The following is a 12797-nucleotide window of genomic DNA, read 5'->3' as shown; positions in this document are numbered from 1 at the left end:
AAGCTGAGAGACCCTCGCAATTACAAAGCGGATACCTTCGCAATTACAAGCGGAGACCCTTGCAATGACAAAGCGGATACCCCCGCAATGACAAGCTGAGAGACCCTCGCAATTACAAGCGGAGACCCTCGCAATTACAAGCTGAGAGACCCTTGCAATGACAAAGCGTATACCCTTGCAACGACAAGCGGATGCCCTTGTAATGACAAGCATGTGATTTTGGTATGATGGATAGAGCATCGTATTTATAATCCGCTTCCACTTATAATGACAAAATAAGTCATCAGTCATCATGTTGCATTTGCAACACCCAGAAACGATGAAAATGGTTTTATAGCTATATTATATTGCAGTACCAGTGCTTGAGCTATTTTTTGTAGTCTTATTTTCGGGCCGGTCATCATTCCGCTGCAACCGTAATCCTTTTCACGTTACATTACAATCCCACCTTTATGCGGTATGAAACCTTCACTTCTTTGCCTTTGGGTGCTTCAATATCAAAGCGTATGGTAAATGCGTCTGTTTTCTTATACGGATGACTATTGCTTATAATACTCCAGTTTCCTGGCAACGTCTCAACAATACCAACTACTATATCTTCTTCTTTATGATTTCTTATCGAAATTTCCCACTCTGTTTCGTGGATTTTTGTGGTGATCTGTTTATAATCTGTCTGTATTCGTTCAACGGTTACGTCAAATGCTTTTCCAATGTTTGCCTTTATTTCTTCATGTACCGGTGTATGATTTATTTGGTCTTCGCCGATAAACTGAATGGCGCCGTCTTTGTCTTGTTTAAAGAATCTAATAACGCCGCCGGGGATAGGCATACCTAGATTACTTTCCTTCGTATTTTTAAAGTTTAAAAGGACATTTACGTCTTGTTTTTGTTTTTCATCCCTAAAAGGTCTTGTATATGAATACATGTTTCCGTGTACAAGGAATTCCTTCCGAATCGTTACATTCGATGCATCAAATAAACGAATTTGCTTTGTTTGATTATTTCCGATGGTAGTACTTCGTTGTAAACTATAGGTGTGATATTCGAAAAACCCCTTTTCTTCGAATTGCTGGGATACCGCCATCTGCATCTCTGCCATTGCAAAGGCGCGTTTTCTTTGAACATCCGGTAAACGATGAACATCTCCCGCCACAAGTGAAAACCTGGCATTCTTATACAGTACACCACTCTGATTGTTTATTGTTGCCCATCCGGATAATTGCGCGGCTGTCTCCTCTTCGTTGATGGTCATAAGGTAATCCGCATGCCAGTTCATATTATTCGTCAGATAAGAAATCTCCAGTGTGTGGGGTTTTTCCGATGTATTTTTATAAAGCCACGTGAGTGTAGGTACCGTAAACAGTTTGTCCGGCAACTCCGGCAGGATTTTTATCCCCGGATGCTCTAAGTATAGTTCATTGTCTATTTCGAAAATCTGGCCATCGGTATTATTCAGCAGCGTAGCCGCGATTGTATCCTTTCTGTCATTGTATTTATTCCATATCTGAAGTTTAATTGTTTTCCCCACATATTTATCAAGCAGTTTATTTGTATTTATAAGATCATATTCAAACGATTGTTCCAGTAAAGAAAATTTGTCAGGTTCAGTCAAAGAAGCAACAGAGACTGTTTGAGGAATAATCTGTGACGCAATATCACTCACATATAACTCCCCTTCACCCACAGGAAGGGTGATATTTCTCGTGTCTCTTATGAAACCCATGTTGTTATTATAGACGACAACCTCTACCGAAACCTGATCATTGAGAGCGCTGTTTGTCGTCTGGTTGCCGGCGGATGATGCTGTTTGTGTAATAAACATTGTTATAAAAGACAAAATAATCATATTGATCTTCATACAAAATCACCTGCTAAAAAAGGGTTAATGGGATAATGATAAACAATAGTGTAATAATCTGGTTTTTTGGAAAATCGTAATACTTTAGCTTTTTGCTATCTCTTTCGTTACCACAGGGATACTTCCACTTCATTTTAGTCGTGAGTTGTTCATATGTCGTTGTCAAGGTTATTTACTGGCGCCCTTTTCCCAAGCCATACTTTTCATAATAAGTAATTTTATCCAGACTGAATCTTGGCCGTTGAGGGGGTGTCTCATCAGGATAACCGATGGGAAGTAATGCAATAATTTCAATGGTTTGTGGTATTTCTAAAATCTCTTTCACCTTGTTATCTTCAAACCATCTCACCCAGCAGGTACCCAACCCCAACTCAACCGCCTGCAAAACCATGTGCTCAATTGCGATATCGGTATTTCCCGTTGCGGCTATTAACAGGTGCCACTTTATATCTGGATCCAACCCCCCTTTTTTTAACGACGGGACAAATACTTCCCGCGATTTTGCAGGTAAAGCGCCTGCTTCAATCAGCTCATCTATCCTCTGGGGAAATTCTCCAAAAGCCTTTCTATCAGCGCAGCACGCTATAATAACCGGCGCCTGGCCAACATGACGTTGGTTGTATGCAGCAGTCTGCAATTTTTTAATTGTCTCACTATCTCTAACAATGATAAACCTCCACGGTTGCGTGTTTGAACCAGAAGGCGCAAGCCTGGCGCTTTCCAATAGTTGTAGTATCAATTCATCCGGGACCTGATCCGGTTTGAACTTTCTTATACTGCGGCGTTTTTGAATAGCTTTTCTTACATCCATGCTAAAATCCCCGATTTGTTATTTCTTTCAAAATAGTGTACACTCTGCAATAATTTCCACACTATACGGCGTTATCAGCATCTCTGTCAACTGCTTACTCCGTGGTGATTCTATTTTTTTTGTACTTTTTTTAAGGCATCATATTATGTCAAAAATTATTATTAATGATTCTACTCTTGAACTTACCATAGGCGATATTACACTGCAGGATACTGATGCAATTGTAAATGCGGCAAATACTACGCTTTTAGGCGGTGGCGGGGTCGATGGCGCAATACATAGGGTGGGCGGACCCAAAATACTGGAAGAATGCAAAAAAATCGGGGGGTGTCCAACCGGAGAGGCAAGGGTGACTGCCGGTGGAAATTTAAAAGCGCGATATGTTATTCATACAGTCGGCCCCGTTTACCGGGGAGGGGAGAAAAATGAACAGGTGCTGCTTGAAAACGCATATCGAAATAGTCTGAAAGCCACCTCTGATCATGCCGTCAAAAGCGTTTCATTCCCTTCAATAAGTACCGGCGCATACGGATATCCCATTGATAAAGCCTCGAAAATCGCATTGAAAACGGTAATCGGGTATTTAAAAAATCATTCAGGCATTCGTCTGGTGCGATTTGTGCTTTTTAACAATGATGCATACAAAGCCTATGAAAAAGCAATGAACGAATGTATCTCAGAGCAGTAATTTCTTTGCACACTTCCATTCGTCAGTGCGTGCTTTTTGGCAAAATATTTAATGGTGAAATTGGTCTATTATAAGCTTATGACGATTTTCGTATTTCGTGCTTTTTTGGTTCTGGCTATGCCAGCTTAGGAGTTTTGAAATTGTTGCCTGTTTTTTAATTTCATTTTCCGGAAAAACGTCCTTCGCTCTTTTCTATTTTGTGGAGGCATATCCTCAATAGGCGGATTTAAATTTCTTAATGGTTCATCGCATTGCATACACACAGTAAAGGATATTCCATCGTTCAACATTTTTCTTTTGCGGGCAGCGATTTCGCAAATATCGCTGTCAACGAGATTCCCCAACAAAGCGGCGCCGGAAAGATCATGGCAGCATGCAAGTACATTTCCTTCCCACGTAATAAACGTATGATACCTGAAAAGCCCGCAATTCCGCGTTTTAGTTCCATAGTCACGCCGCTCATATACGCCTGGCGCCCTTACATTGCCGCCGCGGCCATGGCAGGCAACCATGGATGAAGGAATACCCATGTCCCTCCAGAAGCGCTCATACGCTTCATGCTCATCCTGATTCATTTCTGTAAGTATCCCCGTGATTCGGAGTCCGACATTTCCTGCAGATAGATTTATCAACTCCATAGCCCGCTCTATCGCCTGATCATAAGGCGTTCCCGGGCACAATATTTCAAAAACATCTTTTCTCAAACTGGGAAAAGAGAGTGTGATGACATTTGGCCTTGCCTGAACAAGCGCAGGAGAAATAGTATCCCCTAACGATGCCGGATTAACAACAATGCCAACATCGCCCCCACTACCGCGTAGTTCCCGTATCCATTCAAATACCATCGGATGCGATAATGGGTCTCCCATGCCGGAAAACGTTATGAGGCTTCCTTCCCTGATGAGTTTTTTGCTTATCGCTTTAAATGTTTCTTCACTCATCATGCCTGTTCGCCGTGTTATTGAGTCGCGCGGACAGAGAAGGCATTCAGCGCCACAGATAATCGCAATTTCCATGTCAACAGACACGAAGGCCCATTCAGATGGCATTGTGTTTTTCCTTTCTCACCGCTTCAAGCCATGCTGCGCCAAAACGGACGTCAGGTTCCAGATAATGCCCTTCACTCCACTCATTCCATGACGCTATAAAACAAAGCGGAGTAGTGTTGTTTCTCATTGTATAATGTATTGCTTTCCTGAGAAATCCTGAAAATAGTCCCGGATGTTCATTCACCACAATTGGCCACCATGGATAGCGGAAGGGTTTTTGGTTTCCGTGTAATTCTCCGCGTGGCGAAGCATCCCAGCCGGGAGACACGGAAGGATAATAGGCAAGGTTTGATCTTTCGGCAAAATAGTTCCATTCACAGCTTCGGATATCGGTCAGTTCGCCATAATCCTGCAGATACCCTCCTTTCCACTCAGGCAGCCACACGTAGTGGCTTAAACTGTCAAAGCCTGCTTTTTTAAATTCCATGATCATTGTCGCCGGCGGATTGATTGCCATGATGTGTAGTCCACGGTATCCTTTTCTCACAAGATACTCTTTCGCCCGTTTTATAGCTTTGCAGGCAAGGTCAACTCCCAGTTGCCGTAAAAAAAAGGCGCTGTCGAAAATGGAAAACAACGGCATATTATCAATGAGAAAATAGTTCGTCCTTGAAAAATATCTTTCTTCAAGATATTGAATCAATTCCATAAAATCATCGGGGTCGGTATATACCAATCTACCTGGATCTATTTCCGGTCCTTGATCATGCCTGACAGGCAAAACACCACGTGGCATTCGATTCGCCCACATAAGTGAGAACGGGAAATCGCCGCCCCCGCCTTTGCCGAGAAAACCGTTATCAAGCGCCGCGCCCAATACCCGTTTTCCTCTTGACCAGAAAAATCCGTGGATAAAAAAATCGATCCCGTATTCACGGGCAAGACAGACCTGTTTTTGTGAGGAGGAAGGGAGTGAATCGTCGTATGGCCCATACAACGGGATACGAGGTTGATTGTGTTCTGCAAAACGGGGAGGCGCGTTCAGTACAAGATTCCACTCGCACCAGCCAGGAGGGAAATTACGGTCACGTTCAGGGCACGCATGCCAGCCGGGATACACATATGCACCGATAGCAAGCCGGTTGATTAAATTATTCAAGTTACTGCCGCCCCTCTTTACCATTCTTCGCGGAAAACTCTTTTCCCCGGTGGATATTACGACATGCGCTGTGCCATAAAAGATGCTATTTCTTTGAATATTGTTTTATCGTCAACGGGTATCTCATTAATTGTTTTGTATGCTTGTTGCACCAGATTTTCCGCATAATCCTGGGCATATTTCATCGCATCATATCTTCTATACACATCAAGCACCCATTCTATATCATCAACAGTTGTTTCTTCCCGTGGTTTTAACATAATTTCGCGCAGTTTTTTCTTTTGTTCCCCGGAAGCAATTTGTAAAACATATGAATAGAGGAAACTGGCTTTCCCCTCTTTTATATCAGAACCGATAACCCCTCCACGTCCTTTTCCATGCGTCAGGTCAATAAGATCGTCCCGTATCTGGAATGCAGGCCCCATGTTTTTGCCAAGCATCCATATCTTTTCGACCACTTCGTTTGAGGCACCGGCAACAATAGCGCCGCCCACCATTCCGCAGGCAAGATAATAACCCGTCTTAAGTTCCACCATTTTCATATATGCATCCACAGTAAAACTTTCTGCGGCGCGTGCGTTAATATCAAGGGCCTGACCTTCCACCGTTTTCCCATAGGTCAACGTCAATGCCTCTAATAATTTTAAGCGTTTTTCCGGAGCAACGGGACTTGCAAGCGTGCTTTTATAGGCGCATGCAAGAAGATAATCGCCGGCGTTTATTGCATTTGCCGTTCCATATTTTACCCATACGGTGGGTTGGTCCCGCCTTACGGTATCGCCATCCTCAATATCATCATGCATAAGAAACATGTTATGCAACACTTCTATCGCAAGGGCAAAGCTTAACGCATTCTCAGGATTGCCGCCCAATGCTTCACACGTGATAAGACATATTGCCGGGCGTACCCGTTTGCCTTTTGTGTTCATGTGATACCATATAGGCTCGCTGAGATAGTTTTTTTCGTTTACGGGAATCAGTTCCCTGAGCATATCATCAATCTTTGCGCCATACGTCCTTATAGAATCTTCTATGCCCATTTTCTCCTCATTCTCTTTCAGAACTCCGTATATTTAAATCTGGCTGCCTTAGCTGGCATAGCCAGAACCAAATAAGATATTAAAAACACGAAATACGAAACAAATTCTAATAACAAATCATAACATTCAAAACAAATACAAAACATCCCTGTCTGCGCGCGATCACGTACAGGCAGGCAACAATATGAAGCACGAAATCCGAAAGATGCACTTTTTTAGAATTTCAAATCATTTTGTTATTAGAATTTGTTTCGTATTTCGTACTTCGTATTTCTGATTTCACAGTTATCGGATTTCACCATTAAATATTTTGTCCAAAAAAGCAAAGAAATTACTGATAAGGTACTAAACATTTAAATAATGACGGTAACTATTCCCTGCCCAGGAATTCACCGGTCCTTGTATCTACTTTTACCTTTTCTCCGGTATTTATAAAGAGCGGCACTTTTATGATGAGTCCTGTTTCCAGGGTAGCAGGTTTATAAACATTCACGACGGTATCTCCTTTCATCCCGGGATCTGTCTCAACTATTTCCAACACAACGGAAGTAGGAAGCTCTACCGACAGCGCCTTATTTTCATAAAAAGCTATTCTTGCCTGTGTATTCAGTTTCATGTAAGGAATTGCATCTTCCACCGCTTCTTTAGGCAACATTACTTGTTCATAATTTTCCGTATCCATGAAGCAGTGGCTATCGCCTTCCTTATACAAATACTCCATAGTGCGGTATTCGAGAAAGATATCTTCAACCTTATCAGTTGACCGGAAGCGCTTCTGAACAATATTTCCCTGTTTTAAATTCCTCAATTTGGCCTGTACCATACCACGCCAATTGCCAGGGGTTACGTGCTGAGATTCTACCACCACATACAGATCATTATCGAGTTTTATCACTCCACCCTTCTTCATTTCAGTAGCACTAATCAATTTTGTTACTCCTAAAAAACAACCGTTATAAAAATTCCGACATAACACTGTCAGCCACAAATAAGCCTTTTTCCGTCAGTTTCAGCCTTTTATCATCGTAATTCACCAATCCAAGGCATTGCAAATCTTTCATCTGTGTTCCAAATTGATCCTCGATTTTATAACCAAAACGGTCATAAAATTCAGTTCCGGAAATACCACGAAGCATACGCAAGGCCATCACAATAGTTTCAGATGCATATTTGCGCTGCGGCAAAGATTCACGAAACACCTTTACCTCTGTGTTGTCCTCTATTGCCTTTATGTATTGCAGCACATTCCTTTCGTTCATAGTTCTTTCACCATCAAGAAAGGAACATGCGCCGGCGCCAATGCCTATATACCGCTTATTATTCCAGTAATTTATGTTGTGGACACATTCGTAACCAGGCCTGGCAAAATTTGATATTTCATAATGACAATAGTTATTTTCATGCAAAAAACGTATAGCCGTTTTATACATTTTTAATTCAATCTCTTCATCTAATTTACTAATAGCGCCATTTACTGCCTTTTTTGCTAACGGAGTCTCTCCCTCATAGGTAAGGGCATACGTTGATATATGCTCCGGTTGCAATTCCACAGCCATTCGTAAATCCCGTATCCATTCATCCAATGTCTGCCCCGGATATCCAAAGATTAAGTCAATATTGACATTTTTAAACCCCTCGGAGATAATCAACTCTATGCTTTGAACTGCAACTGCACTTGTGTGTATTCTGCCAAGAAAGTTTAAATACCTATCCTGAAATGATTGCACCCCCACGCTTATGCGATTGACGCCGTATTCCTTCAACAACCTTACTTTGCCTCTCGTCAGAGTGCCAGGATTTGCCTCCACCGTGTATTCCAGCGCATCGGCATTTTCAGGACATCTCCTGATACTATGAAGTAGGGTCTTTATCTGGTTTTCATTTAATATTGTGGGTGTTCCTCCGCCAACGTACACGGTATCGCAGGCATATCTCTCCGCAAAGGCATTTAACTCCTTTTCAAGGGCATTTATATAACGGTCGATTATATCTGCTTCTGATACAATAGAGTTAAAATCGCAATAATCACACTTTTTAGAACAAAAGGGGATGTGAAGGTAAAGGGGCAATAACGGCTTTCTTATTCTGTGCATTAGGAATGGTTGATTAAGGGAATTCGTGTGTTTTTCTTCAATAAAATATTTTTCCATCTCATTTTACCTTTATTTACAATGCATTCAAGGGAATTTCTTTCTCTCCGCACGCAACACAATGTATAGACACGGCGCCCCGTATCACTACGAATTTTTTTATCCTTGTAATCTGTGTAATCTGTGGTTCCCTTTTCTAAGTAAATCTGTATCCTACTGCAGAATTTAGTTATATTTGTGCAATTTTTCAGATACTATAGAATTACCCTGTAAAAACCTCTTTTTTTGTAAGTTTTTCTTCGTGCCTTGTGTTCTTCGTGGCTAAAGTAGAGACGCACGGCCGTGCGTCTCTACATTTTGGTTGCAGCTTTGCTGCGCTGTATATTTTATATGTCTATGAGAGAGAACTGGATAAAGGTTGGCTCCGCAACAATACATTACTTCGTAGCCGGCGAAGGGGACAGAAATGTTATACTTCTTCATGGAGGGGGTACAAATTCCGCCATGCTTTCGTGGAAATATATTATTTCCCATTTATCGCAAAAATATAAAGTATTTGCGCCCGACTGGCCATCATACGGGCAGAGCTCCGCCTTTACGGGCAATTATACCAATGACCTGTTAATAGATTGCCTTAGCCGCTTGATGGACGCATGGCAACTACAAAAGGCGAGCCTCATTGGCCTTTCAATGGGAGGTGCTGCAGCGCTGGGATATACCCTTATTTTCCCTGAACGCGTAAGTAGTATTGTTTTGGCTGGCAGTTATGGATTACAACACAAGGCTCCTTATCATACGTTATCGTATTTATTATTACATATGCCGTTTTTTAGCAAAATTATCTGTGAATGCATGAGGAGAAGCCATTTTGTTATCAGAGGTTGTTTACAAAAAACATTCCATGACCGCCGGTTGATTTCTGAAGAACTGGTGCATGAAATATATACGGTCGCACAACGTTCATGCATTGAAAAGGCATTCTTTTCATGGCTAAGGAATGAGGTATTATGGAATGGCATGCGAACGTGTTACGCACAACGTTTTCATGAATTACAGACAAGGACATTATTGCTTCACGGAGAATATGATTCCCTTGTTCCTTTGTACTATGCACAACAGGCGGCCTCATTAATTAAAAACGCACGGCTGCATGTTATCCATAAATGCGGGCACTGGTTGACGAGAGAACGTCCGGAAGAATTCAATCGGGTGGTATCGGCTTTTTTGTAACACTTTAGTTTTTTGAAAAAACAAAAATGCTCGTTCCAAAGCTCCGGCTTGGGAACGCAATGGTATTGGAAGCTCTCGCTTCCACTCAGCAAGCATTATTCGGCTCAAAATAGGACGCCGAATATCTTGATAACATACTGAAAAGTATAAGCGGACATGGGCCCATTCTCTTTTTCATTCGAAGCTGGAGCTTCTCAAACAATCCCGTTCCCAAGCCGGAGCTTTGGAACGAGCGTTTTTTTTCAAAGAACTAAAGTGTTACGCTTTTTTAGATGAATCGTAACAGTTTGCTTAACAGATAGAGTGTATTCCCGATTTTTTGTGATTTCCGCCATGTTTCAATGAAACGTTGCAGTAGTGTTAACCCTGACAGGGTTTCAAACCCTGTCAGGGTTGTTTTGCCCCGACTCCATGAACGCTTACAAACAATCGGGAATGCACCCGTTTGCTTTTTTAAAAAAAAGGTATCTGGCTAAAAATTAATTCGGGGGTTACACTTTAGTTCTTTGAAAAATTCCAATAATCGCAGTGTAGGGTCGAGGCATTTGCCGTAAATTGTCATAAATGCGTTCAAACCCAAAGGAGGCAAATGCTTCGACCCTACAATTTGGGATAGTTCAGCAGCGGCAATTCATGGAATTTTTAAAACTAAACTGTTGCGCTGAATCTTATAATTAAACTACAAATAAACCGTGAATGAATATAGATAAATACTTTGTATTTCTCTAAAACATACCATAGAATGATTAGTCTATTTGTCAGTTTTATTCTATTTTTGCGCTGTCAGTAGTTTTCAGGTTGCCAGGTAATACAAGATTGCAGAAATTCAGATATTGATTTATAAGAATGAATAGGAGTTATGGATAATGGAAATAGATGTTGGCAAGGGATCAATACTTATTGCTAATCCGCAGGGCACCGATCCGAATTTTATGCAGACAGTAGTGCTAATATGCGAACATAGCAAAAGAGGGACATTGGGTTTAATATTAAACAAAACATTAGGGAAAAAAGGACAGGAAATATTTGTTTCTTCTGCCAATACCAAGACAAAGGATAAAGAAATATTTTTTGGAGGCCCTGTCGATACAAACAATATGTTCTATCTTCACGGCAACTTTAAAAATGAAACACATAATTGTGTGAAAATATGTGAAGGGGTTTATTTAGGTTCAAATCAAGGATGTTTCAATGCGTTTATGTCTCGTAAAAATGTATCGGATAATATTTTTCGTCTTTATCTTGGTTGTGCCTGCTGGTCGGGCGGACAGCTTGAATCTGAAATTGAGACGAAGTGCTGGACGGTGGGTACCGCAACTGAAAAAATGGTATTCTATCCTAGCCCGGATAATATATGGTGGAACATCTTACGTTCAATCAGCAGTATTGACCCTGAATTTCCCTATGATAATGCGGAACCAATACTGAACTAAAAAACATTAATATTGAAATTCCTAAACGTTCAATTAGGGCGGATTGGCACGGACAAACTTGTTTGACCGTGCCACCTTGCAACGAATTTTTATTTAAAATGTATAAATCCTTATTATTCATCTTTTGAAAACCTTATTTGTGTGACGATAAAATGAAAATTGCCATTGGATCCGACCATGCCGGTTTATGGTTAAAGAAATCATTTATAGCACATTTTGATAAACCGGAGTACCAGTTAATTGATGTAGGCACATACAGTACAGAACCGGTAGATTATCCTGATTATGCAGAAGCGGTTGGCAGAAAATTACTAGATGGGAGCGCCGATAGGGGTATTTTGATTTGCTGTAGTGGTGTTGGAGCTTCTGTTGCGGCAAACAAGATTCCTGGTATTCGTGCCGGGCTTTGCCACGATACCTATTCTGCTCACCAGGGCGTGGAACATGATGATATGAACATACTTGTGCTTGGCGCATGTATAGTAGGATTAAAACTAGCCATTGAACTCGTCCAGTCATTCTTAGGCGCCACATTTAACGGAGAAGAACGTCACAAGAGAAGAGTAGGGAAAATTCAATTTATTGAAAAACGTTACAAAGGCTAATTAACTAAATTGTATTGTTTATGCTTCTATGAAAGGGGGGACGGTGAATAATAACGTATTTAAACGTGCATGCCGCAATGTATTATTTATAATGATGTTGTTTTTATGCTGTGAAACAACCTATGCCAATGAAATTAGCCGCATTAATCTTGATGATTTGGAAAATATTATTTCTGACAATAAAGGGAAGGTGGTTCTGGTAAATATGTGGACAACATGGTGTCCATACTGCAGAAAAGAATTGCCAGGATTTAGCAGTTTACAAAAAAAATACAATGGCAAGGTAGAAATTATTGGGATTGCTTTCGATGAAAACGGTGAGCAGGTAGTACCGCCATTTTTAAGAAAATGGAACGTAACGTATACAAATTATCTTGCGGGGGAGGATATTACCTCAGGATTCAGCTTACTGGGATTTCCAACAACAATTATATACGATACGAACGGAAAAGAAGTTAACAAACACATCGGCTATGTATCGGAACAGGATTTTGAAAAAGAGATTAATGAAATATTGGAATAAATCTGATCTGCAGAGATTTTAAATATGAAATTGCTGGAGACGATGTAAAAGGGTTCTTCGCATATAATGGGATTGATATTGTTGGCGTTGTAAATGCCCAAGGGGCTGTTCCTTGTACAATTAGTTAACCAAAAATCGGGAATGCTCCTGTTGTTCAAACTATGTCCCCCGCTGGCGGGGGTGCAGGGGGCATAAGCGCTAACTTGTTTTATTGACAAATTTTATTCATCATGGTATTTTTATATTAATTATCCCGCTAATCACTCTATAGGAGGATAAAGCCATGATGAGAGAAGATTGGGATCTTCTAAGAACTTTCTTCCCAAACGATTGGAAAAGTTTAGCCGTTGATACAAATGCTTTAAAAGGCT

At 41.0% G+C, this 12797-nt stretch carries 13 protein-coding genes; 5 read left to right on the top strand and 8 right to left on the bottom strand.

Annotation, left to right across the window (positions count from 1 at the left end; all coding sequences use genetic code 11):
• From QZT26_RS13150 to QZT26_RS13140, 3 genes are all read right to left on the bottom strand, one after another.
• Positions 1 to 294, bottom strand: a 294-nt coding sequence (locus QZT26_RS13150) for a hypothetical protein (RefSeq protein WP_295102725.1), incomplete at its 3' end; no start/stop codon positions are given.
• Between the two features lie 142 nt (positions 295 to 436).
• Positions 437 to 1858, bottom strand: coding sequence for a DUF4139 domain-containing protein (locus tag QZT26_RS13145; RefSeq protein WP_295102722.1), 1422 nt, complete (start codon positions 1856 to 1858; stop codon positions 437 to 439).
• 172 nt (positions 1859 to 2030) lie between these two features.
• Positions 2031 to 2669 (bottom strand): nitroreductase family protein, encoded by a 639-nt coding sequence (locus tag QZT26_RS13140; RefSeq protein WP_295102720.1) that lies wholly within the window; start codon positions 2667 to 2669, stop codon positions 2031 to 2033.
• 145 nt (positions 2670 to 2814) lie between these two features.
• On the opposite strand from QZT26_RS13140, the gene QZT26_RS13135 reads away from it, so the two are divergent.
• Complete coding sequence (locus QZT26_RS13135; RefSeq protein WP_295102717.1) at positions 2815 to 3357, top strand: O-acetyl-ADP-ribose deacetylase; 543 nt, start codon at positions 2815 to 2817, stop codon at positions 3355 to 3357.
• A 125-nt stretch (positions 3358 to 3482) separates the two neighbouring features.
• On the opposite strand, the gene QZT26_RS13130 is transcribed toward QZT26_RS13135, so the two are convergent.
• From QZT26_RS13130 to hemW, 5 genes are all read right to left on the bottom strand, one after another.
• Positions 3483 to 4406, bottom strand: coding sequence for a radical SAM/SPASM domain-containing protein (locus QZT26_RS13130; RefSeq protein ID WP_295102714.1), 924 nt, complete (start codon positions 4404 to 4406; stop codon positions 3483 to 3485).
• Positions 4396 to 5505: a glycoside hydrolase family 99-like domain-containing protein gene (locus QZT26_RS13125; RefSeq protein WP_295102712.1), complete on the bottom strand. Its 1110-nt coding sequence runs from the start codon at positions 5503 to 5505 to the stop codon at positions 4396 to 4398. Before QZT26_RS13125 ends, QZT26_RS13130 begins: the two co-directional genes overlap by 11 nt.
• A gap of 56 nt (positions 5506 to 5561) precedes the next feature.
• Positions 5562 to 6545 carry a polyprenyl synthetase family protein gene (locus QZT26_RS13120; RefSeq protein ID WP_295102710.1) on the bottom strand — a complete coding sequence of 328 codons (984 nt, stop codon included), beginning with the start codon at positions 6543 to 6545 and terminating at the stop codon, positions 5562 to 5564.
• 370 nt (positions 6546 to 6915) lie between these two features.
• Positions 6916 to 7473 (bottom strand): elongation factor P, encoded by a 558-nt coding sequence (gene efp, locus QZT26_RS13115; protein WP_295102708.1) that lies wholly within the window; start codon positions 7471 to 7473, stop codon positions 6916 to 6918.
• A gap of 25 nt (positions 7474 to 7498) precedes the next feature.
• On the bottom strand, positions 7499 to 8695 hold the full coding sequence (gene hemW / locus QZT26_RS13110; RefSeq protein ID WP_295102706.1) for a radical SAM family heme chaperone HemW: 1197 nt from the start codon (positions 8693 to 8695) through the stop codon (positions 7499 to 7501).
• Between the two features lie 330 nt (positions 8696 to 9025).
• Here hemW and QZT26_RS13105 point away from each other — a divergent pair, with 330 nt between their 5' ends.
• From QZT26_RS13105 to QZT26_RS13090, 4 genes are all read left to right on the top strand, one after another.
• The gene (locus tag QZT26_RS13105; RefSeq protein WP_295102703.1) at positions 9026 to 9865 is read left to right on the top strand and encodes an alpha/beta hydrolase; all 840 of its coding nucleotides are present in this window, start codon (positions 9026 to 9028) and stop codon (positions 9863 to 9865) included.
• A gap of 866 nt (positions 9866 to 10731) precedes the next feature.
• Positions 10732 to 11298, top strand: coding sequence for a YqgE/AlgH family protein (locus QZT26_RS13100; RefSeq protein ID WP_099323558.1), 567 nt, complete (start codon positions 10732 to 10734; stop codon positions 11296 to 11298).
• Between the two features lie 152 nt (positions 11299 to 11450).
• Positions 11451 to 11903: a ribose 5-phosphate isomerase B gene (gene rpiB, locus QZT26_RS13095; RefSeq protein WP_164994927.1), complete on the top strand. Its 453-nt coding sequence runs from the start codon at positions 11451 to 11453 to the stop codon at positions 11901 to 11903.
• Positions 11904 to 11946: 43 nt separating this feature from the next.
• Positions 11947 to 12426: a TlpA disulfide reductase family protein gene (locus QZT26_RS13090; RefSeq protein ID WP_230405773.1), complete on the top strand. Its 480-nt coding sequence runs from the start codon at positions 11947 to 11949 to the stop codon at positions 12424 to 12426.
• Positions 12427 to 12797: the final 371 nt, after the last annotated feature.

This window comes from uncultured Candidatus Kuenenia sp. (assembly GCF_900696675.1).
In the GTDB taxonomy this organism is placed as follows: Bacteria; Planctomycetota; Brocadiia; order Brocadiales; family Brocadiaceae; genus Kuenenia; species Kuenenia stuttgartiensis_A.
Note: the sequence above shows the minus strand (reverse complement) of the source record. Positions and strands in the feature narration are given on the sequence as shown.

What these genes read in the sequence shown, in the direction of transcription:
- QZT26_RS13120 (WP_295102710.1), bottom strand. Translation starts at nt 6,545, where the DNA reads ATGGGCATAGAAGATTCTATAAGGACGTATGGCGCAAAGATTGATGAT.
- QZT26_RS13135 (WP_295102717.1), top strand. Translation starts at nt 2,815, where the DNA reads ATGTCAAAAATTATTATTAATGATTCTACTCTTGAACTTACCATAGGC.
- QZT26_RS13130 (WP_295102714.1), bottom strand. Translation starts at nt 4,406, where the DNA reads ATGCCATCTGAATGGGCCTTCGTGTCTGTTGACATGGAAATTGCGATT.
- QZT26_RS13140 (WP_295102720.1), bottom strand. Translation starts at nt 2,669, where the DNA reads ATGGATGTAAGAAAAGCTATTCAAAAACGCCGCAGTATAAGAAAGTTC.
- QZT26_RS13105 (WP_295102703.1), top strand. Translation starts at nt 9,026, where the DNA reads ATGTCTATGAGAGAGAACTGGATAAAGGTTGGCTCCGCAACAATACAT.
- QZT26_RS13145 (WP_295102722.1), bottom strand. Translation starts at nt 1,858, where the DNA reads ATGAAGATCAATATGATTATTTTGTCTTTTATAACAATGTTTATTACA.
- hemW (WP_295102706.1), bottom strand. Translation starts at nt 8,695, where the DNA reads ATGGAAAAATATTTTATTGAAGAAAAACACACGAATTCCCTTAATCAA.
- QZT26_RS13100 (WP_099323558.1), top strand. Translation starts at nt 10,732, where the DNA reads ATGGAAATAGATGTTGGCAAGGGATCAATACTTATTGCTAATCCGCAG.
- rpiB (WP_164994927.1), top strand. Translation starts at nt 11,451, where the DNA reads ATGAAAATTGCCATTGGATCCGACCATGCCGGTTTATGGTTAAAGAAA.